Source organism: Streptomyces sp. NPDC041940, assembly GCF_055589465.1.
Window position 1 is genome coordinate 176,438 of the sequence record NZ_JBVJBP010000004.1, and the last position, 23,234, is coordinate 199,671.

Below are 23,234 nucleotides of genomic sequence, written 5' to 3' on the forward strand. Positions count from 1 at the left end.
TCGAAAGGAAGTCCCAGCATGCGCGCTGTTCGTCGAGTCACCGCCGTCCTGGCCACCGCGACCCTGATGATGTTCGGTGGTCTCGCCACCCCGGCCGCGGCGGTCGGCATCGATGTCGCCGGCCTCGTCCTCGAGACGCCGCAGATCTGATCCGCCTCCGCGCACCTGCCGGGGCCGGCCCCGCGTTCCGGGCCGGCCCGCGGTGCTGTGTCCCTCACCGCTCAGCCCGTGAAAGGCCCTGCCGCCATGCGTGAAAAGTTTCCCGCCGTCGTACTCTCCGCCGCCGCCCTCGTGGGCGTGCTCGCGTCCTCGGCCGCGGCGGCCCCGCCCGCGCTGCCGCTGCCGATCCCGGCGGCCCACGCCGAGTCCCTGGTCGGCGAAGGCGTCTCCGTCGAGGGCCCGCTGGTCAACACCATCAGTCTGTCCACGCTGCGGTAGCGCGGCGCGTCCGGTAGCTGTCGCCGTCCAGCCGGACCACCTCGGCGTGATGGGCGAGGCGGTCCGCCATCGCGGGTGCGGAGGTGCCGAAGACCTCGTCCCAGCGGCCGAGCGGGCGGTCGCTGGTCACGATCAGCGAGCCGCGCTCGTAGCGGTGCGCGACCAGCTGGAAGAACAGGCCCGCGGTGGCCGCGTCGAAGGGCGTGTAGCCGATCTCGTCGACGATCAGGAGGGGGTGTTCGTCGAGGGCGGCCAGCTCCGCGTCGAGCCGGCCGGCGGCCCGGGCGCCGGAGAGCCGGGCGGCCCAGTCGGCGGCGGTCGCGAACAGCACCCGGTGCCCGGCCTGGCAGGCCCGCACGCCCAGGGCGACGGCCAGGTGCGTCTTGCCGGTGCCGGTCGGGCCGACGAAGACCACGTTGCGCCGGGCGGCGACGAACTCCGCCTTGCCGAGCAGGGCCACGGTCTCCCGGTCGAAGCCCCGGGGGTGCTGCTGGTCGAAGTCCTCCAGCAGCTTGCGGGCGGGGAAGCCGGCCGCGCGGATCCGGGCCTCGGCGTCCGCGTCGGGTTCCGGGACGGATGTGGGCTCCGGCTTCCGGGGGCGGGGCAGGGTGGCCGCCGGGGTCTCCTGGCCCGGCTGCGGACGCGTGACCTGCGAGTACCCGGCCGGCTCGCGCTCGGCGTGCCCGCTGTCGGCATGGCCTCGATCCGCATGGCCTCGATCCGCATGCCCGCGATCCGCATGGCCGCGATCGCTCTGCGCCGCCATCGGGCCCGACATGTACGCGAGGATCGCCGCCGAGGCGATGAACGCCATGTGGATCACCGTCCCCCACATCAAGGCGTGGCGGGAGGTGTGGTGGACGTCCACGAACATCTGGAGCAGATGCACCGAGGAGATGCCCACGATCGCGGTGGCGAGCTTGACCTTCAGTACGTTGGAGTTGACGTGCGAGAGCCATTCCGGCTGGTCGCGGTGGCCCTGGAGGCCGATGCGCGAGACGAAGGTCTCGTAGCCGCCGACGATCACCATGATCAGCAGGTTGGCGATCATGACGACGTCGACGAGCTTGAGCACGGCGAGCATCACGTACGTCTCGGTGGCGTGCCCGCTCACGCACATGAGGATTAAGGTCCACAGCTCCTTGAAGAACTTGTAGACGTAGACGCCCTGCGCGGCCACCAGCCCGAAGTACAGCGGGGCCTGGAGCCAGCGGGTGGCGAACAGGGCGTATCCGAGCGTGGTCGTCGGCGTATTCTGCACGGTTCGCCATTCTTCGGGGCCACCACGGAAAAACTGAATTCACACCACACGTTGGGATGAAAAGGCATTCTGTAGGACCGGCGTCATTTCAGCAGCGCAGATCACACCCTCGGGCGGCGTCGATCAGGCACACTGGACGTTTGGCCGCAGAAAGGGTGCCGCGTGTGAATGGTCCGCTGATCGTCCAGTCCGACAAGACCCTGCTCCTGGAAGTCGACCACGAGCGGGCCGACGACTGCCGTCGCGTCATCGCCCCCTTCGCGGAGCTGGAGCGGGCGCCCGAGCACATCCACACCTACCGGGTGACCCCGCTGGGCCTGTGGAACGCGCGCGCGGCGGGCCATGACGCCGAGCAGGTCGTGGACGCGCTGGTGGAGTACAGCCGCTATCCGGTGCCGCACGCGCTGCTCGTCGACATCGCCGAGACGATGGACCGCTACGGCCGGCTCACCCTGTCCAAGCACCCGGCGCACGGCCTGGTCCTGACGACCACCGACCGGCCGGTGCTGGAGGAGATCCTGCGGTCGAAGCGGATCACGCCGCTGGTCGGCGCCCGGATCGACCCGGACACCGTCGCCGTGCACCCCTCCGAGCGCGGGCAGATCAAGCAGACCCTGCTGAAGCTGGGCTGGCCGGCCGAGGACCTCGCCGGGTACGTCGACGGCGAGGCGCACGCGATCGAGCTGGCCGAGGACGGCTGGGCGCTGCGGCCGTACCAGAAGCAGGCGGTCGAGAACTTCTGGCACGGCGGCTCCGGCGTCGTCGTCCTGCCCTGCGGCGCCGGGAAGACGCTGGTCGGGGCCGGGGCGATGGCGCAGGCGAAGTCCACGACGCTGATCCTCGTCACGAACACCGTCTCCGCGCGGCAGTGGAAGCACGAGCTGGTGAAGCGGACCTCCCTCACCGAGGACGAGATCGGCGAGTACAGCGGGACGCGCAAGGAGATCCGGCCCGTCACCATCGCCACGTACCAGGTGCTGACGACCAAGCGGAAGGGCGTCTATCCGCACCTGGAGCTGTTCGACTCGCGGGACTGGGGCCTGGTCGTCTACGACGAGGTGCACCTGCTGCCGGCGCCGGTCTTCAAGTTCACCGCGGATCTGCAGGCCCGTCGCCGCCTCGGCCTGACGGCCACCCTGGTGCGTGAGGACGGCCGTGAGTCGGACGTGTTCTCCCTGATCGGGCCCAAGCGGTTCGACGCGCCGTGGAAGGAGATCGAGGCGCAGGGCTACATCGCGCCCGCCGACTGCGTCGAGGTCCGGGTCAATCTGACGGACTCCGAGCGGCTCGCGTACGCCACGGCCGAGACGGAGGAGAAGTACCGCTTCTGCGCCACGACCGCGACCAAGCGGAAGGTCACGGAGGCGATCGTCCGCCGCTTCGCCGGGCAGCAGATCCTCGTGATCGGCCAGTACATCGACCAGCTCGACGAGCTGGGTGAGCACCTGGACGCGCCCGTGATCAAGGGCGAGACGTCGAACGCGCAGCGCGAGAAGCTCTTCGACGCGTTCCGCGAGGGCGAGATCAGCGTGCTGGTGGTCTCCAAGGTCGCGAACTTCTCGATCGACCTGCCGGAGGCGACGGTCGCGATCCAGGTGTCGGGCACCTTCGGCTCCCGCCAGGAGGAGGCCCAGCGCCTCGGCCGGGTGCTGCGCCCCAAGTCGGACGGCCACCAGGCCCACTTCTACTCCGTGGTCGCCCGGGACACCATCGACCAGGACTTCGCGGCCCACCGGCAGCGCTTCCTGGCGGAGCAGGGGTACGCGTACCGGATCGTGGACGCGGACGAGCTGCTCGCCGAGAGCTGAGAAGGGCGGGTCCGCCGGCTCACTTGCGGCAGGTCCGTCGGCTCACTTGCGGCGGACCACGCCGACCTCCTCGCCGTACTGGCCGAGGACGATCACGTCGAAGGCGGCGCCCGCGAAGACCTTGACGGCGCGCAGGGCGTCGCCGAGGCGGTGGCGGTGGCTGCCGGTCACGGCGGTGGCACCCGGCGGCCGGCCCGGTGCGGGGGCAGGGGAAAGGGTTGCTGCGCTCATGTCTCCATGGTGCGGTTTCGTCCGTAAAGCCCGCGTCGGTCCAGGGACCGAGCCCGCGTCCTCCGCTCGGATGACCTCCCACACCGGCAACCCTTCCGGGGCGCCGAAAAACCGTTGGCGGCCGCCTCCCCCGCTCCTCTAAGATCTCCGCTCTTGCCCGCCTCCCTCTACGGAGCGCCGCCGACCGGACGGAAACCGGTCCGCATCTCACCGCCATCCCTTCCGCAGGCCCTCCGGAGGCACCCCCTTGTCCACGCCCGTCGACGACCCGCTCTCCCGTGAGCGCTCCCACCTCGCCTCGTCCCGTTCCGCCCTGCGCGCCATGCGCGAGGACGTCGAGGCCCTCGACATCAGCGACGTCACCGCGAACTGGGTCAACGCGGAGGCGCTGAACCACCAGATCGAGGAGCGCATCAAGGCCCTGGCCGACCTCAGCGACACCCCGCTGTTCTTCGGGCGGCTCGACTATCTGCACACCCCGGGCGCCGAGCAGGCGGAAGGGGCGGAGGGCGAGCGCTTCTACATCGGGCGCCGGCATGTGCACGACCACGACGGCGACCCCATGGTCATCGACTGGCGGGCGCCGGTCTCGCAGCCGTTCTACCGGGCCTCCAAGAAGGACCCGCAGGACATCGCGCTGCGCCGACGCTTCGGCTACACCCGCGGCGACATCACGGCGTACGAGGACGAGCACCTCTCCGACCCGGCCGAGGCGGCGAAGACCAGCAGACTGCTCCAGCAGGAGATCGAGCGTCCGCGTGTCGGGCCGATGCGGGACATCGTCGCGACGATCCAGCCCGAGCAGGACGAGATCGTGCGCTCCGGCCTCTCCGGCTCGGTGTGCGTGCAGGGCGGCCCGGGCACCGGGAAGACCGCCGTCGGCCTGCACCGGGTCGCCTACCTCCTCTACGCCCACCGCGAGCGCCTCGCCCGCACCGGCACCCTGGTCATCGGACCCAACCGGTCCTTCCTGCACTACATCGAGCAGGTCCTGCCCGCCCTCGGCGAGTTGAGCGTCCAGCAGGCCACCGTCGAGGACCTGGTGGCGCACGTCGAGATCAAGGGCACGGACGACGCGACGGCCGCGGTCGTCAAGGGCGACGCCCGCATGGCAGAGGTGCTGCGCAGGGCCCTCTACGCCCACGTCACCCTGCCCACCGAGCCGGTCATGGTCGTACGCGGCTCCCGCCGCTGGCGCGTCGCGCAGTACGAACTGGAGGACCTCGTCCGCGAGTTGCTGGACCGCGACATCCGCTACGGCGCCGCCCGCGAGGCCCTGCCGCAGCGCATCGCGCACGCCGTGCTGGTGCAGATGGAGCGCTCGGGCGAGGCGCCGGACGACCGGGTGCAGGACGCGGTGGCCCGCAACAGCGCGGTCAAGGCGGCCGTGAAGACGGTGTGGCCGGCCGTCGACCCGGCGAAACTGGTGCTGCGCCTGCTGTCGGACGCGGACTTCCTCGCCGAGCACGCGGCGGGGATCCTCAATGAGGAGGAGCAGAAGGCGATCCTGTGGGCGAGACCGGCGCGCAGCGTCAAGTCCGCCAAGTGGTCGACCGCCGACGCCGTGCTCATCGACGAGGCCACCGACCTGATCCAGCGCACGCACTCCCTCGGGCATGTCGTCCTCGACGAGGCGCAGGACCTCTCCCCCATGCAGTACCGGGCGGTCGGCCGCCGCTGCACCACCGGCAGCGCGACCGTCCTCGGTGACCTGGCGCAGGGCACCACGCCCTGGGCGACCCGCGGCTGGCAGGAGGCGCTGACCCACCTGGGCAAGCAGGACGCGGTGGTGGAGGAGCTGACGGCCGGCTTCCGTGTGCCGACGGACGTCATCGCGTACGCCTCCCGGCTGCTGCCGCACATCGCCCCCGGCCTCACCCCGGTCGTGTCGATCCGCGAGAACCCGGGCCACTTCGAGGTCCGGGAGGTCGCCGGGACCACCGACGTGGTCGAGGCCTGCCGCGAGCTGCTGGGCAACGAGGGCTCGACCGGCCTGATCGCGGCGGACGCCCGGATCCCGGAGCTGGCGGAGGCCCTGGCGGAGGCCGGGATCCCGTACCTCGGCCCGGGCGAGGAGACCACCCAGGAGACCCGGCTGACCCTGGTCCCGGCCTCGCTCGCGAAGGGCCTGGAGTACGACTACGTGGTCCTGGACGAGCCGCGGGCCGTGGTCGACGGCGAGCCGGACGAACGGACCGGGCTGCGGCGCCTGTACGTGGCGCTGACACGAGCGGTGTCGGGTCTGATCGTCACGCACGCGGCGCCGCTGCCGCCCCAACTGGCGTGACCGCTCAGGTCGCGACGTAGCCCCCGTCGGCGGCGAGCACCGCGCCGGTGATGTAACTGGCCTTGTCGGAGGCCAGGAACGCCACGGCCTCGGCGATCTCCTCGGGCTCGCCGGCGCGGGTGAGCGGGGTGTTCCGGCTGAACTCCTCGAACATCTCGCCCACCGTCTCGACGGCCATGTCGGTGCGGATCGGGCCGGGCGCCACGGAGTTGACGCGGACGCCCGCCGCGCCGAACTCGACGGCCCACGACCGGGTCAGCGCGTCCATCGCGGCCTTGGAGGCGTTGTAGACGGAGCCGACGGGGGTGCCGATCTGCCCGGCGACCGACGAGACGTTGACGATCGCGCCCTTCTTCCTGGCCACCATGGCCGGCACGAGCGCGGCCGTCAGGAAGTAGGCCGCACGGACATTGACGTCGAACACCTGCTCGTAGCTGTCGAGCGGCTGCTCGGGGGTCGTCGAGACCGGGAAGACGCCCGCGTTGTTCACGAGCACGTCCACCTCGCCGACCTCCTCGGCGAGCCCCCGGACGTCGTCGAGGTTCGCGACGTCCGCGACGACGAAGTGGCCCGTCCCGCCCGCCCGCTCGATCAGCTCGACGGTCTCCTTGCCGAGCTCGGCCCGGCGCCCGGTCACATAGACGGTGGCACCCGCCTCCGCGAGCTTGACCGCGATCGCGCGGCCGATGCCCGACGTGGCGCCGGTGACGAGTGCCTTCTTGTCCTGAAGTTCCTTGGTTGTCATGTCTGCCAACGTGGCCGCGCCAGATCGTCAGCGCATAATTTCCGCATATACGGCCTGGTCAGGCCGGTTGCCGCTCGCCGGCCGGCTCCGCCGTGCACAGCCCGAAGCAGAGGCGCACGAACCGCGGCAGCCGGTAGCGGCCGCGTACGAGCGGCTCGATCAGGTGCACGCCCGCGAGCGACTCCAGCACCAGCTCGATCTCGCCGGCGTCGGCCCCGGACAGCTCCGCCGCCTTCTGACTGTCGATCACCTCGGCGTCCTGGCGCGCGAAGCACATGAGCATGCGCCGTTCCGGATCGCTCAGCTGCTGCTCGGCCGCGATCAACGGGGCCATCATCGCGGCGCAGTCGGACGGGATCACGTCGGTGAGCCTGCTGTCCCGCTCCATCTGCAGCAAAGCCATCTCGATCGTCCAGTGCGGACGCGCGCTGAGCTTGCCGCCCATCACCCTGATCGGGTGCGGCAGTCGCGAGAGGCGTTCCAGCAGCACCTCGGCCTGCTCGGGCTCCGCGTCCGCGCGTACCGGGCCGACGGCCTTGCGCAGGAACTCCCGTGCCTCCCGCTCGGCCAGCCCGGCGATCTTCAGCCAGGTCACCCCCGGCAGCTCGTGCAACCGGCGGACGCTCGTGAGGATCATCGCCGAGCCGGGCGTGGCGAGATCGCGCACGGCCGCCGCGTCCCGCACGTCGTCGACCACGACCAGGAACCGCTTGCCGCGCGCCTTCTCCCGCCACAGCGCGGCCTTGTCGCCGACGGGGTTCTCCACGCCGACCGCGCGCAACAGCTCGCCGGCGACGTCCCCGCCCCTGACGACGATCTGCCCGTCCGGGAAGCGCCCCTTGACGAGGTGGCCGATCCGGGTGGCCAGCGCGGTCTTGCCGCTGCCCCGCATACCGGTGATGCCCACGGTGCCCGGCAGCGTCCGCAGGGCCTGCGCGATCTCCTCGGCACGGCCGGTGAAGTCGACCAGATCCGGCACCAGCTGCTCCGGCCTGCGCGGCAGGGTGAGGTCGCCGTCGAGGATCTGCGCGTAGACCTTGCGCAGCTCCGGCCCTGGTTCGAGGCCGAGTTCCTCGATGAGCAGCGCGCGCACCCGGTGGAAGTGGTCGAGTGCCTCGCCCTGCCTGCCCTCCAGGTAGAGCGCGCGCATCAGGAGGGCGCGTGGTCGTTCCCTGAGCGGGAAGGCGGCGACGTGCTTCTGCAGCTCCAGCACGTCGAGTTCGCGTTCGAGGCAGTCCTCCCGCGTCTTGAGCCGGTAGTCGCCGAGCCGCACCCGTTGCGCGTCGAAGTAGGCGCTCCGGAGGCCTTCCAGGGGCTCGCCCCGGCAGTCGTCGACGATCTCCGCGCGGGCCGTGTACCCGCCGTCCCTGGACGTCAGGTTCAGCTCCGGAAGCGCCTTGCGGAGCTTGTACACGTACGTCCGCAGTGCCATCACCGCGCTCGGCGTCGGGTCGTCCCAGACCATGCCGATCAACTGCTCGTTGCTCAGCCGGATGCCGTTGTTCAGCAGCAACGCCGCCAGCACCGCCCGCTGCTGGCGCGGCCCCAGTGCGACCTCCTCTTCGTCGCGCCAGGCTCGTACCGGACCCATCAGTGAGAAGCGCAGGCTCATGCAACGCCACAACGCACGGGCCCATGCCCTGCTTCCCCGTGTCCTGCCGGGAGGGTCACGCGGGGGCGGCGTCCAGGGCGGTACGCCATCGCGCGACGGCCTCCGCCGACACCGGTGCCTCCCAGCCCTCCGGCCGGGCCGCCCCGCCGATGTGGAAGCCGTCGACCCCGGCCGCCCGCAGCGTCGGCACGTGGTCGAGCCGCAGCCCGCCGCCCACCAGCAGGTGCTGCTCGTACCCCGGCTCTCCTCGGCGGGCCGCCTCCGCGAGCAGTACGGAAAGCCCGTCGTCGACCCCGCAGGCCGATCCGGCGGTGAGGTACGTGTCGAGCCCCGGCATCCCGTCCAGCTGCTTGCGCAGGGCGTCCCGGTCGGCGGCCCGGTCGATCGCGCGGTGGAAGGTCCAGGGGCAGCCGTCCAGTACCGCGACGACCCGCTCCACGGCCGCCAGGTCCACGCCGCCGTCCGCGTCGAGGAACCCGAGCACGAACTCCTCGGCTCCGGCCTCCCGCAGCTCGCCCGCCGCCCGGACCAGCCGGTCGGTGTCCCCCGCCGCGAACCCGTCCGTGAGCCGGAGCATCACCCGCAGGGAGAGGTCGACGGCCCGGCGGATCCCGGCGACGGTCCCGGCCGACGGGGTGAGCCCGTCGGCCGCCATGTCGGTGACCAGCTCGAGGCGGTCCGCGCCTCCCGCCTGGGCGGCGACCGCGTCCTCGACGCCGAGGGCGATCACCTCCAGGACTGCACGCTTGCTCATGGGGCCCCTTCGTCGGCGTGGAATCGGCGTTCGGACGCCTGACGGTCACGACAGGTCTAGTCCAATCAAAGACTACGCTGCCCCGTTCCGCCGCCTCCCACGCCCCGGTGCGGCGCCTCAGCCGAAGATGTTCAGCTCCTTCGCCTCCACCCCCGCCAGCTCGAACGCGGGCGCCCCGCCGACCGGCCGCCCCGCGTACAGCCGTACGAGGGTCGGCCCGTCCCCGATGAAACGCCCCGGAGGCCGCTCCCCGTCGCTCTCGCCCAGCCGCAGCGGCTCGTCCAGGTCGTCGAGGTCGGCGTGCAGCGGCACATGCCCCCGCTCACGGGTGATCCGGGCGAGCAGCGCGAGCGCGTCCGGCAGCCCGGCCCCGCCGTACGCCCCCGGCTCCCCGAGCGCCTCGCGCACGTCCCCGGCGTGCACCCACTCCCCGAGCGCGAGGCCGTCCAGCTTCCCGTCCGCCCCGGCGATCACGGCCCCGGCCTCGCTCATCCCGCGCTCCAGCTCGTCCACGACCTGCGCGTTGCTCCAGCCGCCCCGCTTCGCGATGTCCCGGTCGTTGGACTCGGGCGAGAACACGCCCTCCTCGAACCGCCCGTCCGCCACCCGCGTCAGGGCGGCCGAGCAGTGCGCCAGCACATCCCGAACCGTCCAGCCCGGACACGCGGCCACGGGCCGTGCGAAGTCCTCCTCGGCCCTGCCCCGCAGCAGCGGGATCAGCGCGTCACGCTCGATCGTGAGCAGCCGCCCGGGCTGCTCGGGGTCCCGTACGTCGTGCACATCAGCAGGAGTCGTCATGGAACCCACGCTAGATCCCAACCCCGGGTCGGCGGGAGAATGACGCCATGGCCGATCCCGACACCCCGCGCACCCTGCACACCCTGCGCACCCGCTTCACCCGCACCCTGGAAGCCGCCCGGGGCCCGGCCGCCGACGGCCCCGACCCGGCGCCGTACGCCGACAACCTGCTCACCCGCTGGCAGGAGCCCCAGCGCCGCTACCACACGGTCGAGCACCTCACGGCGGTCCTCGATCACATCGACGTACTGGAGCGGCACGCGCACGACCTGGACGTGGTGCGGCTGGCCGCCTGGTTCCACGACGCGGTCTACCTCCCCGACCGCTCCGAGAACGAGGAACGCTCCGCCCGCCTCGCCGAACGCGCCCTCACCGAGGCCGGTGTCCCCGCCACCAAGACCGCCGAGGTGGCCCGCCTGGTCCGCCTCACCGTCACCCACGACCCCGCCGACGACGACCCCGACGGCCAGGTCCTCTGCGACGCCGACCTGGCCGTCCTCGCCTCACCCCCGTCGGCGTACGCGGCCTACACCACCGCCGTCCGCGAGGAGTACCACTTCGTCCCGAACGACGCCTTCCGCACGGGCCGCGCCACCATCCTGCGCCAACTCCTCGCCCTGCCGAGGCTGTTCAGGACCCCGCACGGAGCGAAGGAGTGGGAGGCGACGGCCCGCTACAACCTGCGGTCGGAGCTGGAGCTGCTGGAGGAATCGCCCTCCGGACCGGCCTCCGAGTCCTAGGGTTGGCCCCACCGCACCACAGGGAGGGGAACACGCATGGACAACACCACCGAGCCCGAGGTCATCGAGCCGAGCCTGCCGTTCTGGGTCACCGTCAGCGAGGAGGGCGACGACGACTCGATGGGCCTGTTCGGCAACGGCGGCGGCGAACCGGCCCTGCGGTCCGTCCCGCTCGGCCCCCTCCGCAAGAACCTCGCCGAGACCGTCGACGCCCTCCAGCAGCTGTTCGAGGACGCCGCGGCCCGGGGCGGCACCCTGCCGCTCGCCGAGGCCCAGCTGTCCTTCCAGGTCACCGCGAGCGGCGGCGTCCAACTCCTCGGCACCGGCCAGGTACAGGGCACCCGTGGACTGACGCTGGTCTTCAAGCGGCCTTCCTAGGGCCCTCCAGGGACTTCCGAGGCTTCCAGGGGACTTCCCGAGGGGACGCAACCACCCCTTTGTGAACTAAAGTTGTCGGACGAACGGCCGAGGGTCAGGGGGACGGCATGAGCGGCAGCGCGGCGAACGGAAGCAGTACAGCCAAGACGGCCTGCCCCGCCTGACCGCCGCGCATGTCCCAGCACAAGGTCCAGCACAAGGCCCTGCTCATCGGAGCGAGCGAGTACGACGACCAGCACATCCAGAACCTGCCGTTCGTCCGCGACGACCTGCAGCGGATCCGGGACGTGCTCATCGAACGCGGCTTCCAGGCAGCGGAGATCGTCGAGAGCAAGCGCGGCATCACACCGAACACGGTCAACGGCCGCATCCGCGCCTTCTTGCGCGACGCCGGCCGGGGCGACACCCTGCTGATCCTGCTCAGCGGACACGGCCAGCACTTCGAGGGCAAGGACTTCCTGATCCCCGAGGACGCCACCTTCGACGTCGGGGTCTTCGCCGACAGCTGCATCGAGATCGGCTGGGAGCGGGAGCTGGAGGAGTCCCCCGCGGGCCATGTCGTCTTCCTCGTCGACGCCTGCCGCGAGGGCATCGACCGCGACACCATGGCGGCGCTGCCCGGCGTCCAGCCCTGGCCCCGGCGCAAGGTCGCCGACGCGCTGCGCCGCAAGGTGGCGTACGTGCACGCCTGCAAGGCACCCCAACTGGCCCTGTTCGTCGGCGAGAAGGAGACGGTCCGGCCTGGCTTCGACCCCGGCACGCAGCCGGGCGAGTCCTTCAGCCTCTTCTCCCGCGCCCTCGCGGACACCATCGCGGCGGACCCGCACGCCCTGCGCCTGCGCGAGTTCGCGGCGCGGGTGCAGAAGCGGGTCGGGGAACTCCACCGCGCCTACGGCAAGACACGGCCCGTGCAGGAGGTCACCGTCGTCACGGAGACCGCGGCCACCCCCGGCGGCGAGGACTTCCCGCTGCTGCCCGGCCCCGACCGGCGCACCGAGGCGCACCCGTGGATCCGTTCCGCCGAACAGCACCCGATCTGGCAGCGCACGCCCGACGGCCCCGCCCGCCGGCACCTCCAGGAGACCTGTGCCGCCCTGGCGTCCCGGCTGGCCACGGCGTACGAGAGCGCGGCCCACGCCCTGCGCGACGACCCGTGGCACGACGCCGAGCTGGCCCGGCGCACCCACGTCAGACTGGACTTCCTCACCAGCCGGCTGGCCGACAACGTCGCCCTGTCCCCGACCGAGGCCGCGCTGGCGGTCCTGCTGCCCCTGGTCGAGCAGGCCTTCTGGACCCAGGAGGCCGCACAGCGCGTCGGCGTACTCGGCACGGACCTCTGCGCCTCCGGCCCCGACCACACCCGCTTCCGCAAGTTCGGCCAAGGCTTCCCCCGACTCAAGCGCCGGCTGCACACCCTGCACGACCAGACGGCGGCACGCGACTCCGTGAAGCGCATCCGCTGGTGGCTCTTCCACCGCTGGCTGATCCAGCAGCCGGAGCTGTACGCGGCGGAGAAGCTCAAGTCCCTCCTCGGTGAGGTGACGGGCGGCACCGACCAGCCGCCGTGGGTGACCGACGCACTCTCCTCGGACCGTCTGATGCGGCTGCTGAAGGAGCACCGCACGGCCCCGTTCTCCGTCCGCCGGGCCGCCGTCGGCCGCCCTTCCGGCGCCCTCGACGACCACGACGTCATCGCCGCCACCACCGGCGACGAGCACGAGGTGCGCCCGCCCCTGGTCTCCGCCCTGCTCAAGGCGGCCTACGCGATGGCCGTCGACCCCGTCGACCTGCCCGAGATCGTGGTGGAGCACCTCGGCATCTACGACAGCGTCGACCTCGGCGAACTCATGGTCACCGTGCGCCGCTCCGACTGGCGCCACTCCGGGGTCGGCCGCTCCCTGAACGCGGTCTGCACCCACCCGGCCGTCCAGATCGCCCTGCGGGAACACGCCACCCGCGTCGACACGCTCCTGCGCGAGATCAACCGCGACGACAACCCCGCCCTGGCCCCGCTGGGCGCCCTGCCTCCCTACGCCGACGGCAGCCGGGTCCGCCTCGACGGCAACACCCCCGACCAGCTCTCCGACGGCATCCGTTTCCAGCTCGCCGAGGACCGCGTCCAGGAACTCCTCATGGGCGAACAGCTCTACGGCGACCGCGAGCTGGCGGTCCGCGAGCTGTACCAGAACGCGCTGGACGCGCTGCGCTACCGGGACTGCCGCACGCAGTACCTCCAGCGCACGGGCCGTCCGACGGCGTCCTGGGAAGGCCGGATCGAGTTCGTGCAGGGCGTGGGCTCGGACGGCCGCCCCTACCTGGAGTGCCGCGACAACGGCATCGGCATGGGCCTCACCGAACTCGGCAGCGTCTTCTCCCAGGGCGGCACCCGCTTCGTCGACCTGCCCGAGTACATCGAGGAACAGGTCGCCTGGAGCGAACTCCCGGAACCCAAGCTCCGCCTCTACCCCAACTCCCGTTTCGGCATCGGCGTCCTGAGCTACTTCATGCTGGCCGACGAGATCGTGGTCCGCACCTGCCGCATGGGGCGGGACGGGCGGCCCGGGCGGCTGCTGCAGGTGACGATCGCGGGGCCGGGGAACCTGTTCCGGGTCGAGGATCTCGGGGAGGGCGAGGCGTCGGGGACGACCGTGCGGCTGCTGTTGTCGCGGCAGGGGAAGCGTGTGTCGTGCGTGGAGGCGTTGCAGCGGTTGCTGTGGGTGGCGCCTTATCGGACTTTGGCGGTGCACGGGTCCCGGGAGCATGGGTGGGTGCCGGGGGAGTTGTCCCGTACGGGTCTTGAGATAGAGATGTCGAAACGGAAGCCGGGACCTCGCGTCAAGGACCCCGTCTGCCTTGCGTCCAACTCACCCGATCTCTGGTGGATCGACCGCCAGGGCATCATCCTGTCCGACGGCCTGTTGACGGGATCGGAACCGGCGTTCCAGATGGTGCAGGAGTTTCCTTACGGCATCATCCTGAATCTGCATGGCGAGCATGCGCCGGTACTCACCGTCGACCGCAAGAAGGTGCGTTCCTTCGACGGCGATCATGTCAGGGCTGTCCTCACTGCCGCGGTGCCGAGTCTGACACTCCCGGGTCTTCCCCTCCCGACCCATAACTGGCTGACGCAAGCCAGCTCGGTCTCGACGTGGTTCGGCGACCTCGTGGCTCAGCACGCCCACCTGGCCGATCTGACGTGGCGGATCGGGAACGTTTCGATGTCCTTCCGCGAAGTCGGCTACTTCCTTCCCGACGTCGACCTGATCCCTCTGGTGACCGGCAGCTACCCACCGGCAGGACACTCGACCCACGTTGCCCGCTTCATCGGCACCATGCCGCCGAGTGTGCTGCGTTGGCGCCTGCGGGCGCTGTACCGCGCGGGTCTCGGCGGCCCTGTGTCCCTGCCGGAACCGTTCCCGTCCGACGAGCTGTGCGCCCGGCCCTCCGACCTGTCGCTGCTCACCATTGGCAGACAGAGGCGCTGGGACAGGGCGTACCGAGACTGGATGAATGAGCGGCCCGGTCGGCATCCCGCGTTGCTTCTCAGTCTCCTCGTCGACTGGCACGACCCCGCCCAGCCGCTGGGCGTCGGCGAGGTCTTCGTGCTGAGCCTCAGAGTGGAGCACCCGCCTGCGGAGGTATCCGACCGGCTCGCCGCTCTGGGTTACCAGGTCGAGCCCTTGGACGACTGCGTCGCCGCCGACTGCGAGGATCTTCCGCTGCTGCGACGGATGGGCGACCCGTCGGGGTGGCTGACTCCGGGCTCGGCGCTTTCGGGACCCCAGGTCTGTGTCAGTGCCGCGCACCGAGCCTGCTCCACTGCGCAAGCCGCGCGGCGTCTGCGGGAACTGGGCTTCACCGTGCCGGACGACCACCCGGTCCGGGAGCGGTGGACCGACGAGGAGCGAGGCATCCTCCAGACCTTGTGGTCGTCATGTGCCGGCCCGCCGTCCCCGGAAGAGGCTCTGCGGATCTCCCGCGCCCAGCTGGCCTCGGTGGCACACGGGACGGATACGACGGTGTTCCACGTCACGGAGTTCCTGTCCGAGCTGGGCTTCCAACTGCCCCCCGACACCACGGACGGTCCCGAACTGTCGGAGGACGACCGGTCGCTCCTCCTGTACGACTTCCAACGTCCTTGGGTGGACCGGGAAGTGTCACTCCTCTACATGACGGCTGTGGCGCGCCATCTCCACAAGCCCGTCCCCTCCATCGCGGCGCGGCTGGAGGAACTGGGCTACGCGGTGGCGTCCGTCCCCGACGAGGAAGGGCAGTTGCCCTCACCGGCTGAGACCGCTCTCGTCAATAGCAGTCTCATGCTGCACACGAACGGTCCCTTGAGCGTGTTCGACGTGGCCTACGGAGCACGGCAGGCGGGGCTCCCCCTGGCCGAGGCCGTCTCCATCCTCACCACATGGGGATACCACTGCCCGGTCACCGCCGAGGCCCTGGCCCACGCCGAGGAAATCGACGGCGCGATCCTGAGACACCGCCCTTTCCCCGGCCCCGCCACCTATGGCCCGGTATCCCCCGCCGTCCTCAAGGCTGTTGGCGGCCGAGCCAAGGCCCTCGCCGACTTCGGCTACGACGTCGCCCCCCTGTCGGAAGACTGCGACACAGAACTACGCCTGGAACACGCCCTGCTCCACGCTCTCACCAGCAAGATCGCACTCCCCTTCACCCCCCACCCCGACGACCCCCCACTCACCCTCGTCACCCTGGCCGTAGTAGCCCTCTCCGCCGCCAAGACCCTCCGCGAAACCGCCCTCAAGGCCACCGGACTCGGCATGCGTCACGAGATCGAGGACTGGTTCCCCGCCCCGGAAATCCCGTCGCCCCAGCCCCCCACCCCCTCGTAACCTCCCCACCATGTGGACAACGGGCGCGGAACAGGTGGAGCAGGCCGTCGGCGAGTGCGTCGGCCTGCTGGGGGGAGTCACCGACCGGGACTGGGAGGGGACACCGGCCGGGCGGCTCGCGTGGAGCTGCCGGGAGACGGCCGTGCACGTCGCCGAGGATCTCATCGCGTACGCGGGGCAGTTGGCGGGGCGGGAGCCCGAGGGGTACACGCCGTTCGAGATGTCGCTGGCGGAGGGGGCCGGCAACGCGGACGCGGTGCAGGTGATCAGGACGACGGGGGCCCTGCTCGCGGCGGCGATCCGGACGACGCCGCGGCGGGTGCGGGCCTTCCATCCGTATCCGTTCCGCAACGCGAACCGTGAGGGGTTCGCGGCGATGGGCGTGGCCGAGGTGCTGCTGCACACGCACGACATCGCCGAGGGGCTGGGCGTGGCGTACGAGGCGGACTCCGGGCTGTGCGACTTCGTGCTCAGGCGGATCTTCCCGCATGTCCAGCCCGGACCGTCCCCCTGGCAGACCCTGCTGTGGGCCACCGGCCGGGGTGAGCTGCCGGGGCGGGCGCCCGTCACCGCGTGGCGGTGGAACAACAACCTGGTGATCGACACCGAACGGCTCACCCTTGAGGGCGTCACCCCGGCGGTGGCCGACGATCTGGCCACGGTCGGCGACGGCGGCTGCTTCGAGTGGCTCGGAGGGAGCCCGGCAGAGGGCACCCGGGTCGGCGCCGGGCTGATGTTCAAGCAGTACGAGGACGGGGTCCACCGCCCCGAGTGGACCATGTACGTGCTGGTCCGCCGCGAGGACGACCAGGCGCTCGGCGCCATGGGGTTCCACGCCGTTCCGGATGAGGCGGGGCGGGTCGAGATCGGGTACGACCTGGTCGAAGCGGCCCGTGGGCACGGCTACGCCACCGAGGCGCTGCGCGCGCTGTCGGCGTGGGCGCTGGCCCGGGACGAGGTACGGACCGTCGTCGCCAACGTCGAGCGGGACAACACGCCCTCGCGGAACGTCCTCACCCGCGCCGGATTCACTGCCGTCGCGGAGGACACCGAGCAGGTCACCTACGAGATGACCGACCTACGAGGTGAAACGACCTACGAGCCGGGTGAACCCGGCGAGCGGTAGAGGCCCTTGGGCCGCCGCAGCCCCGCGCCGTGCAGCAGCCGCACCACCTCGCGGCTGCTGACCTCCACGGCCCCGGCGCCCACCGCGTCGGCGTACCGCTGGGCGGGGATGTCGTAGTGGTCGCGTTCGAAGGCCCGCCGGGGCACGCCGAGCCGTTCGGCGAAGGTGTGCAGTTCGTCGTAGGAGACATCGCTGATCAGGTGGGACCACATGCGGCCGTGCCCGGGCCAGGCCGGCGGGTCGATGTAGATCGTCACCAGGGCCTCACGAGGACGCCCCGCCGAGGGCCTCGCTCAGCGACCCCACCGCCGCGACCTTCACGCCCGCCTCGCCGCACACCCAGTGCGGGTCGGCCCCCAGCACCGGGTCCACGTCCAGCGCGTGCGGGTCGCCGTCGCCGCACACCGGGCACAGCGGCCAGCGGCCGTAGCGCTCCAGCAGGGCGTCCTGTACGTCCTGCGCGACCAGCCCGGCCACGTACGGAGCGCCCTCCGGCCACTGCTCGACCCACCACCGCCGCTCCGTGACGGCCTCCTCGACCAGGGACACGACATCCGCCTCGGCGACGCGTCCCGCGACGAGGTCGGCCAGTACCAGGGCACGCGCGGCGTGCAGCGTCTGCTCCAGGGGGGTGATGGGCTCCATGCCCCCCATTGTGCGCACCCTTGCTGCGCACTCTTGACCCGGCACCGAGCCGAAAATATCTTTCAGTGGTGACCAGCAGAGTGAAGGAAAGTTTCGTCGGCACCCTCGGCACCCCGCCCGCCCCCGCCGCCCTCGCGGCCAAGGTCCGCACCCTGGCCCCGTCGATGACGCGTTCCATGCAGCGCGTCGCCGAGGCCGTCGCGGGCGACCCGGCCGGCTGCGCGGCCCTCACGGTCACCGGCCTCGCCGAACTCACCGGCACCAGCGAGGCGACCGTCGTACGCACCGCCCGGCTGCTCGGCTATCCGGGTTACCGGGACCTGCGCCTCGCCCTCGCCGGCCTCGCCGCCCAGCAGCAGTCCGGCCGGGCCCCGGCCATCACGACGGACATCGCGGTGGACGACCCGATCGCCGACGTGGTCGCGAAGCTCGCCTACGACGAACAGCAGACCCTCGCCGACACCGCCGCCGGCCTCGACACGGTCCAGCTGGGCGCCGCCGTCACCGCGCTGGTCGCGGCCCGCCGCACCGATGTGTACGGCGTCGGGGCGTCCGGCCTGGTCGCCCAGGACCTCACGCAGAAGCTGCTGCGCATAGGGCTGATGGCCCACGCCCACAGCGACCCGCATCTGGCCGTGACGAACGCGGTGCAGCTGCGGGCAGGTGACGTGGCGATCGCCATCACGCACTCGGGGTCGACCGGGGACGTCATCGAGCCGCTGCGGGTCGCCTTCGAGCGCGGGGCCACGACCGTGGCGATCACCGGCCGCCCCGACGGCCCGGTCACGCAGTACGCCGACCACGTCCTCACCACCTCCACCGCCCGCGAGAGCGAACTGCGCCCGGCGGCCATGTCGTCCCGGACCGGCCAGCTCCTTGTGGTGGACTGCCTGTTCATAGGGGTGGCGCAGCGGACGTACGAGACGGCGGCACCGGCACTCTCGGCGTCGTACGAGGCGCTGGCCCACCGGCACCGCCCCTGAGCCGGAAAGACACGGGAAGACACAGAAGGACACGAAAGAGCCGTCATGACCTCCACCTCCGACCCCCGGCACCTCAGAACCGAGCTGGAGTCCCTGACCACCGAGGCCTTCCGGCCGGAGCTCGCGGACATCGACCGGCTGCCCACCCCGGACATCGCGCGGCTCATGAACGGCGAGGACGCCACCGTGGCCGGGGCGGTCGCGGCACGGCTGCCACAGATCGCCACCGCGATCGACGCGGTCGCGGAACGGATGGCCCGAGGCGGCCGCCTCGTCTACGCGGGCGCGGGCACGGCGGGCCGGCTGGGCATCCTGGACGCCTCCGAGTGCCCGCCCACGTTCAACACCGACCCGGCCCGGGTCGTCGGCCTCATCGCGGGCGGCCCGGCGGCCATGGTCACCTCGGTCGAGGGCGCCGAGGACTCCCGCGAGCTGGCCCGGACCGACCTGGAGCCCCTCGGCCTCACCCCCGACGACACGGTGGTCGGCATCTCCGCCTCCGGCCGCACGCCGTACGCCATCGGCGCCGTCGAGTACGCCCGCACCCGCGGCTCCCTCACCGTCGGCCTCGCCTGCAACCCCGGCAGCCCGCTCGGGGCCGCCGCCGACCACGGCATCGAGATCGTCGTGGGCCCCGAACTCCTCACCGGCTCCACCCGCCTGAAGGCCGGCACGGCACAGAAACTCGTCCTCAACATGCTCTCGACGATCACGATGATCCGCCTGGGCAAGACCTACGGAAACCTGATGGTCGACGTCCGCGCCTCGAACGACAAACTCCGCGCCCGCTCCCACCGCATCGTCGCCCTCGCCACGGGCGCCGAGGACAAGGAGATCGAGGACGCCCTCCTCGCCACCGACGGCGAGGTCAAGAACGCGATCCTCACCCTCCTGGCCGGTGTCGACGGCCCGACGGCGGCCCGTCTGCTGGAGGAATCCGACGGCCATCTGCGCGCGGCCCTGGAAGCGTGCCACCGCTAGAGGTGTGCTGCCACTATGGGGGCATGAGCAGCAAAAGCGTCGTCGTGGAGCGGCGGATCGCCGCCGGGCAGCGTGCCGTGTGGGAGGCCCTGACGGACCTCGGAGGCATGGAACGCGTGCTCAGCGGGGTCACAAGGATCGAGGTCATCACCGAGGGCGGCTTCGGGGTCGGCACGCGGTGGCGGGAGACCCGGCGGATGTTCGGCAAGGAGGCCACCGAGGAGATGTGGGTCACCGCCTGCGAGGCGCCCGACCGTTATGTCGTGGAGGCCGATTCGCAGGGCACCCATTACATCTCGGAGTGGCAGCTGCGGGCAGACGATCCGTCGGCGACCACGGTGCGGATGACGTTCGGCGCGGAGGTGCCGGGCGGTGCCCGGGGGCTCCTCGTCAGGCTTCTCGGCGGCGTGGGGGCGCGGGCCGTACGCAAGGCCATCGAGAAGGATCTCGACGACATCGCCTCGGCGCTGGAGGCACGCAACGGCTGAGCCGACGCATCTCACCTCGCCTTCGGCTCCCGGTTGACCTGCCTCACCCGCGCCCGCAGTGTCTCCCGCGCGGGCAGCGACCTCAGCACGTCGGTCAGATGCTCGGCCGTCCGTACGTTGCACCGGCCCAGTTCGACGAGGGCGAACGGTTCCTTGCTCGCGGCCGTGACCGGATCGACGCCCAGGGACGGCAGCACGACACCGACCTCCTTGAGGGCGTCCCGCAGCGACTCCACGATCTCTTCGGTCGAACGCACCTGTTCCTACCTCCACGCTGAGTTGGTGATTCACCACACAGCGTGGCCGACGCGCCTCTAGCCTGGCCAGACACGGCGGTCCAACAACCCGATCTGTACGACAGGGAGTTGCCCATGCCCGGCCCCAGGGACCTCGACCCGTCCTCCTCACCTCGGGCCCTCCTGGGCGCCGAACTCCGCCACGCCCGCGAGAAAGCCGGCCTGAGCCAGGAGGAACTGGGTCAGCGACTGTTCGCGAGCGGGTCGTTCGTCGGGCAGCTGGAGGCGGGTACGCGCAGGTTGCAGCGGGAGTACGCGCGGTTGCTGGACGAGGCGTTGGGGACGGAGGACTTCTTCCAGCGGAACTGCGGGGCGGCGGCGAAGTCGAAGTATCCGGAGCACTTCGCGGAGGCGGCGGAGGCGGAGGCCCGGGCTGTGGCCATCAGGGAGTTCGCCTCGATGCTGATTCCCGGGCTGCTCCAGACGCCCGCCTACGCCCGGGCGGTGTGCCGCGCATATCAACCGACCGCACCGGATGAGGAGATCGAGAAGAGGGTGGCCGCCCGCATGGAGCGCACCCGCATCCTCGACGATCCAACAAAGCCCTTGTTGTGGGCCGTGATTGACGAGTCTGCCCTGCGGCGGGTGACAGGCGGGGCGGAAGTCATGGCCGAGGCCCTGCGACACATCAGCGGCATGGCCCGCCGTAGCCGGTCCATCGTGCAGGTGCTGCCCTTCGACGCGGGGGCGCACCCGGCCATGCAGGGGTGCGTCAAGCTCATGGACTTCGACGACGCACCTCCGCTGGCCTACCTCGAAGGCGTCGGCACCGGGCGGCTGGATGACGACCCCGCCACTGTCGCGGAGTACCGCTTCTACTACGAGTTCCTCGCGGCCTCCGCACTCTCGCCTGAGAAGTCTCTAGCCCTGCTCGAAGCAATGACGCAGGATTACGGCCATGAGGAACATGCCTGAGTGGTACAAGTCCAGCTACAGCGGCGGCAGCGGCGACAACTGCCTGGAAGTCACCCGGGCAATCCCTGATGTCATCCCGGTCCGCGACTCCAAGAACCCCCACGGCCCGAAGCTCGCGTTCCGGGCCACAGCCTGGGCGGCGTTCGTCGAGAACCTCAAGGACGAGACGGCCTGAGCTTCGGGATCCGGGCTTCGAGCCCTCTTTTCAAGGAATGGGTGGAGGGCCTCAACCCGCCCTCCCACCCCGCGTGTTGACTTGACGCGTTCGGCTTGCCACGCACAGTGACGTGCCTCTAACGTGCTCGCATACGCAACAGCCCCCGCCCGGTGCTACCAACACCTGCGGGGGCTTAACCAACGAGATCGAGAGTCGATCGATCCCATGGCTGAAGCCAACTTTAGTGCTGCCGTCCCGTCCGCGCACCCCATGGCGACCCCGGGCTACGGCAAACGCAGCACACCCGACCAACACCCCCGCACCAACCACGACTTCGCCCACCTCCCACCCCGCGAAGCCGCCATCGCCGCCTACCTCGACCGACTCCCCGACGGCGCCGACATCTCCGTGAAGACGCTGGCCAAACAGCTCCCGTACGGACAGTGCGCCCTCGGCACGGCCCTCAACCGCCTCCAGGGGGCAGGGCACCTGCGGCGAGGCAGGGAGTGCGTGACGGCCGAAGACAGCAGCTCCCGCTGGATCACTCGAACGTGGTTCACCCGCACCGCCCGGGACGACGACTGGTGGGCCGCCTTTACCCGTGGCGACGCACCACAGCCGAAGGCGGCGCGCCCCACCCGATCCCGGGCCCACATCCTGCTCGCCGCCCTCGGCCGCACAGCCTCCGTCCTGTCCCTCTCCGAACGGGACTGCGCGACGCTCGCCCCGCTCGTGGCGGACTGGTTCGCGCGAGGCGCCTCGGAGGGCGACGTACTGCGGGAGCTGACATCCGGCCTGCCGACTCCCGTCCACCACGCCGCGGCCCTGGTCCGCAGCCGCCTGACCAGCAAACTCCCACCCCCACCCGCCCCGCGCCCGCCCCTACGGGTCCTGGAGTGCGCGAACTGCGGCGCCCCGGGGCGTCCGGAAACCCTGCCAGGGGGTCGTTGCAGCGCCTGCCGGGGCGAACACACCCCCGCACAACCCCCTGCACCCCTTTCCGCCCCCACGGTCCAGGCCCACGCGGCCGGTATCCGCGCCGCAATGTCCCAACGACTACAAGAGAAGGCACCCACATGACAGCTCTGCCCGTCGAGGACTTCGAGGATCTGACCGACGTGGCCCCGGACCACATCCGGCTCGAGTACGTCGACGGGCGTGTCCGTACGAAGGCCCCACTCACCGTCGAGGACTTCGAAGAGCTGGAACGCCGTGCCCGGGAGACCGTGCGGCTTGAGTACATCAACGGAAAACTAGAGGTCAAGGCCATGCCGGACGGCAACCACACCTCGATCTTCATGTGGCTGCTGCGCCAGTGCTTGATGCAGCGCCCCGATCTGAATCTCGTACCCGAGTCCGGCGTCAAGGCGGAGGCCTATCGCAAAGGCGAGCACGGACGGACGGCACCCTCGCTGCCGTGGATCGGTTCAAGGGAGATGGCGAGTGGTCCGACCCCGAAGGTTCCCTCATGGCCGTGGAGATCACTTCCCGCGACCGCGACACCAACCAACGCGCCCGCATCGACAAGCCCATCGGCTACGCGGCGGCCGACATCCCCGTCTACCTCCTCATCGACCGCGACAACAACACACTCACCGTCCACAGCGAACCGAAAGACGGCCGCTACCAGCAGATCTCCCGACACCCCTGGGGCGCCACCGTCGAGCTCCCCACCCCCGTGAACATCACCCTGCACACCGAGAAGCTCAAGGACTACGCCGACTGAGGACAA

General features: G+C 71.1%; 23 protein-coding genes and 1 pseudogene. 15 read left to right on the top strand and 9 right to left on the bottom strand.

Annotated features, from left to right (window positions below; translation table 11 throughout):
- Window positions 1-18 precede the first annotated feature (18 nt).
- Complete coding sequence (locus ACZ6I3_RS10100) at window positions 19-150, top strand: hypothetical protein (protein ID WP_469413389.1); 132 nt, start codon at window positions 19-21, stop codon at window positions 148-150.
- A gap of 96 nt (window positions 151-246) precedes the next feature.
- A complete protein-coding gene (locus tag ACZ6I3_RS10105) occupies window positions 247-438 on the top strand; it encodes a hypothetical protein (RefSeq protein ID WP_469413391.1) in 192 nt (63 codons plus the stop codon).
- Here ACZ6I3_RS10105 and istB read toward each other — a convergent pair.
- Window positions 416-1,699: an IS21-like element helper ATPase IstB gene (istB, locus tag ACZ6I3_RS10110; protein ID WP_469413393.1), complete on the bottom strand. Its 1,284-nt coding sequence runs from the start codon at window positions 1,697-1,699 to the stop codon at window positions 416-418. The two genes, ACZ6I3_RS10105 and istB, sit on opposite strands and share 23 nt — an antisense overlap.
- A gap of 164 nt (window positions 1,700-1,863) precedes the next feature.
- Between istB and ACZ6I3_RS10115 the strand changes: the two genes are divergently transcribed.
- A complete protein-coding gene (locus tag ACZ6I3_RS10115) occupies window positions 1,864-3,507 on the top strand; it encodes a DNA repair helicase XPB (RefSeq protein WP_469413395.1) in 1,644 nt (547 codons plus the stop codon).
- Between the two features lie 42 nt (window positions 3,508-3,549).
- Here the strand turns inward: ACZ6I3_RS10115 and ACZ6I3_RS10120 are convergent, their stop codons facing one another.
- A complete protein-coding gene (locus ACZ6I3_RS10120) occupies window positions 3,550-3,738 on the bottom strand; it encodes a hypothetical protein (RefSeq protein ID WP_184599430.1) in 189 nt (62 codons plus the stop codon).
- A gap of 247 nt (window positions 3,739-3,985) precedes the next feature.
- Between ACZ6I3_RS10120 and ACZ6I3_RS10125 the strand changes: the two genes are divergently transcribed.
- Window positions 3,986-6,025: a HelD family protein gene (locus tag ACZ6I3_RS10125; protein ID WP_469413397.1), complete on the top strand. Its 2,040-nt coding sequence runs from the start codon at window positions 3,986-3,988 to the stop codon at window positions 6,023-6,025.
- Window positions 6,026-6,029: 4 nt separating this feature from the next.
- Here the strand turns inward: ACZ6I3_RS10125 and ACZ6I3_RS10130 are convergent, their stop codons facing one another.
- The 4 genes from ACZ6I3_RS10130 to ACZ6I3_RS10145 form a co-directional block, all read right to left on the bottom strand.
- Window positions 6,030-6,770 carry an SDR family NAD(P)-dependent oxidoreductase gene (locus ACZ6I3_RS10130; protein WP_469413399.1) on the bottom strand — a complete coding sequence of 247 codons (741 nt, stop codon included), beginning with the start codon at window positions 6,768-6,770 and terminating at the stop codon, window positions 6,030-6,032.
- A 58-nt stretch (window positions 6,771-6,828) separates the two neighbouring features.
- Entirely contained in the window at window positions 6,829-8,361 is a 1,533-nt protein-coding gene (locus ACZ6I3_RS10135) for a BTAD domain-containing putative transcriptional regulator (protein ID WP_469413401.1), read from the bottom strand.
- Window positions 8,362-8,437: 76 nt separating this feature from the next.
- Window positions 8,438-9,136: a copper homeostasis protein CutC gene (locus ACZ6I3_RS10140; RefSeq protein WP_469413403.1), complete on the bottom strand. Its 699-nt coding sequence runs from the start codon at window positions 9,134-9,136 to the stop codon at window positions 8,438-8,440.
- 117 nt (window positions 9,137-9,253) lie between these two features.
- Window positions 9,254-9,934, bottom strand: a complete 681-nt coding sequence (locus tag ACZ6I3_RS10145) for a maleylpyruvate isomerase family mycothiol-dependent enzyme (protein WP_469413404.1) — start codon at window positions 9,932-9,934, stop codon at window positions 9,254-9,256.
- A 47-nt stretch (window positions 9,935-9,981) separates the two neighbouring features.
- Between ACZ6I3_RS10145 and ACZ6I3_RS10150 the strand changes: the two genes are divergently transcribed.
- The 4 genes from ACZ6I3_RS10150 (at window position 9,982) to ACZ6I3_RS10165 (ending at window position 17,037) form a co-directional block, all read left to right on the top strand.
- Window positions 9,982-10,674, top strand: coding sequence for an HD domain-containing protein (locus tag ACZ6I3_RS10150; RefSeq protein WP_469413406.1), 693 nt, complete (start codon window positions 9,982-9,984; stop codon window positions 10,672-10,674).
- A 36-nt stretch (window positions 10,675-10,710) separates the two neighbouring features.
- Window positions 10,711-11,052 carry a Pepco domain-containing protein gene (locus ACZ6I3_RS10155; protein ID WP_391109402.1) on the top strand — a complete coding sequence of 114 codons (342 nt, stop codon included), beginning with the start codon at window positions 10,711-10,713 and terminating at the stop codon, window positions 11,050-11,052.
- 173 nt (window positions 11,053-11,225) lie between these two features.
- Entirely contained in the window at window positions 11,226-15,911 is a 4,686-nt protein-coding gene (locus ACZ6I3_RS10160; protein WP_469413408.1) for an HD domain-containing protein, read from the top strand.
- Window positions 15,912-15,945: 34 nt separating this feature from the next.
- Entirely contained in the window at window positions 15,946-17,037 is a 1,092-nt protein-coding gene (locus ACZ6I3_RS10165; protein WP_469413685.1) for a GNAT family N-acetyltransferase, read from the top strand.
- Here ACZ6I3_RS10165 and ACZ6I3_RS10170 read toward each other — a convergent pair.
- Window positions 17,007-17,294, bottom strand: coding sequence for a DUF4031 domain-containing protein (locus ACZ6I3_RS10170; RefSeq protein WP_391109407.1), 288 nt, complete (start codon window positions 17,292-17,294; stop codon window positions 17,007-17,009). The two genes, ACZ6I3_RS10165 and ACZ6I3_RS10170, sit on opposite strands and share 31 nt — an antisense overlap.
- Window positions 17,295-17,301: 7 nt before the next feature.
- The gene (locus ACZ6I3_RS10175) at window positions 17,302-17,682 is read right to left on the bottom strand and encodes a hypothetical protein (protein ID WP_469413410.1); all 381 of its coding nucleotides are present in this window, start codon (window positions 17,680-17,682) and stop codon (window positions 17,302-17,304) included.
- Between the two features lie 68 nt (window positions 17,683-17,750).
- Here ACZ6I3_RS10175 and ACZ6I3_RS10180 point away from each other — a divergent pair, with 68 nt between their 5' ends.
- Genes ACZ6I3_RS10180 through ACZ6I3_RS10190 form a run of 3 tightly spaced genes read left to right on the top strand, consistent with a single transcriptional unit; the run spans window position 17,751 to window position 20,134 of the window.
- Window positions 17,751-18,665, top strand: a complete 915-nt coding sequence (locus ACZ6I3_RS10180; RefSeq protein WP_469413411.1) for a MurR/RpiR family transcriptional regulator — start codon at window positions 17,751-17,753, stop codon at window positions 18,663-18,665.
- A gap of 45 nt (window positions 18,666-18,710) precedes the next feature.
- Entirely contained in the window at window positions 18,711-19,646 is a 936-nt protein-coding gene (murQ, locus tag ACZ6I3_RS10185) for an N-acetylmuramic acid 6-phosphate etherase (RefSeq protein ID WP_469413414.1), read from the top strand.
- A gap of 23 nt (window positions 19,647-19,669) precedes the next feature.
- Complete coding sequence (locus ACZ6I3_RS10190; protein ID WP_469413416.1) at window positions 19,670-20,134, top strand: SRPBCC family protein; 465 nt, start codon at window positions 19,670-19,672, stop codon at window positions 20,132-20,134.
- An 11-nt stretch (window positions 20,135-20,145) separates the two neighbouring features.
- Here the strand turns inward: ACZ6I3_RS10190 and ACZ6I3_RS10195 are convergent, their stop codons facing one another.
- On the bottom strand, window positions 20,146-20,391 hold the full coding sequence (locus tag ACZ6I3_RS10195) for a hypothetical protein (RefSeq protein WP_469413691.1): 246 nt from the start codon (window positions 20,389-20,391) through the stop codon (window positions 20,146-20,148).
- 114 nt (window positions 20,392-20,505) lie between these two features.
- Here ACZ6I3_RS10195 and ACZ6I3_RS10200 point away from each other — a divergent pair, with 114 nt between their 5' ends.
- From ACZ6I3_RS10200 to ACZ6I3_RS10215, 4 genes and pseudogenes are all read left to right on the top strand, one after another.
- Window positions 20,506-21,345 carry a helix-turn-helix domain-containing protein gene (locus ACZ6I3_RS10200; protein WP_469413418.1) on the top strand — a complete coding sequence of 280 codons (840 nt, stop codon included), beginning with the start codon at window positions 20,506-20,508 and terminating at the stop codon, window positions 21,343-21,345.
- The gene (locus ACZ6I3_RS10205; RefSeq protein WP_469413419.1) at window positions 21,329-21,520 is read left to right on the top strand and encodes a DUF397 domain-containing protein; all 192 of its coding nucleotides are present in this window, start codon (window positions 21,329-21,331) and stop codon (window positions 21,518-21,520) included. Before ACZ6I3_RS10200 ends, ACZ6I3_RS10205 begins: the two co-directional genes overlap by 17 nt.
- A 252-nt stretch (window positions 21,521-21,772) precedes the next feature.
- Window positions 21,773-22,582 (top strand): hypothetical protein, encoded by an 810-nt coding sequence (locus ACZ6I3_RS10210; protein ID WP_469413421.1) that lies wholly within the window; start codon window positions 21,773-21,775, stop codon window positions 22,580-22,582.
- A 5-nt stretch (window positions 22,583-22,587) separates the two neighbouring features.
- Window positions 22,588-23,228, top strand: a pseudogene (locus ACZ6I3_RS10215) (Uma2 family endonuclease).
- Window positions 23,229-23,234: the final 6 nt, after the last annotated feature.

Bases quoted from the DNA above. Each gene is read 5' to 3' on its own strand.
- ACZ6I3_RS10200 (WP_469413418.1), top strand. From the start codon at position 20,506: ATGCCCGGCCCCAGGGACCTCGACCCGTCCTCCTCACCTCGGGCCCTC.
- ACZ6I3_RS10205 (WP_469413419.1), top strand. From the start codon at position 21,329: ATGAGGAACATGCCTGAGTGGTACAAGTCCAGCTACAGCGGCGGCAGC.
- ACZ6I3_RS10100 (WP_469413389.1), top strand. From the start codon at position 19: ATGCGCGCTGTTCGTCGAGTCACCGCCGTCCTGGCCACCGCGACCCTG.
- ACZ6I3_RS10155 (WP_391109402.1), top strand. From the start codon at position 10,711: ATGGACAACACCACCGAGCCCGAGGTCATCGAGCCGAGCCTGCCGTTC.
- ACZ6I3_RS10130 (WP_469413399.1), bottom strand. From the start codon at position 6,770: ATGACAACCAAGGAACTTCAGGACAAGAAGGCACTCGTCACCGGCGCC.
- ACZ6I3_RS10120 (WP_184599430.1), bottom strand. From the start codon at position 3,738: ATGAGCGCAGCAACCCTTTCCCCTGCCCCCGCACCGGGCCGGCCGCCG.
- ACZ6I3_RS10105 (WP_469413391.1), top strand. From the start codon at position 247: ATGCGTGAAAAGTTTCCCGCCGTCGTACTCTCCGCCGCCGCCCTCGTG.
- ACZ6I3_RS10175 (WP_469413410.1), bottom strand. From the start codon at position 17,682: ATGGAGCCCATCACCCCCCTGGAGCAGACGCTGCACGCCGCGCGTGCC.
- ACZ6I3_RS10150 (WP_469413406.1), top strand. From the start codon at position 9,982: ATGGCCGATCCCGACACCCCGCGCACCCTGCACACCCTGCGCACCCGC.
- ACZ6I3_RS10135 (WP_469413401.1), bottom strand. From the start codon at position 8,361: ATGGGTCCGGTACGAGCCTGGCGCGACGAAGAGGAGGTCGCACTGGGG.
- ACZ6I3_RS10190 (WP_469413416.1), top strand. From the start codon at position 19,670: ATGAGCAGCAAAAGCGTCGTCGTGGAGCGGCGGATCGCCGCCGGGCAG.
- murQ (WP_469413414.1), top strand. From the start codon at position 18,711: ATGACCTCCACCTCCGACCCCCGGCACCTCAGAACCGAGCTGGAGTCC.
- ACZ6I3_RS10145 (WP_469413404.1), bottom strand. From the start codon at position 9,934: ATGACGACTCCTGCTGATGTGCACGACGTACGGGACCCCGAGCAGCCC.
- ACZ6I3_RS10210 (WP_469413421.1), top strand. From the start codon at position 21,773: ATGGCGACCCCGGGCTACGGCAAACGCAGCACACCCGACCAACACCCC.
- ACZ6I3_RS10160 (WP_469413408.1), top strand. From the start codon at position 11,226: ATGTCCCAGCACAAGGTCCAGCACAAGGCCCTGCTCATCGGAGCGAGC.
- ACZ6I3_RS10140 (WP_469413403.1), bottom strand. From the start codon at position 9,136: ATGAGCAAGCGTGCAGTCCTGGAGGTGATCGCCCTCGGCGTCGAGGAC.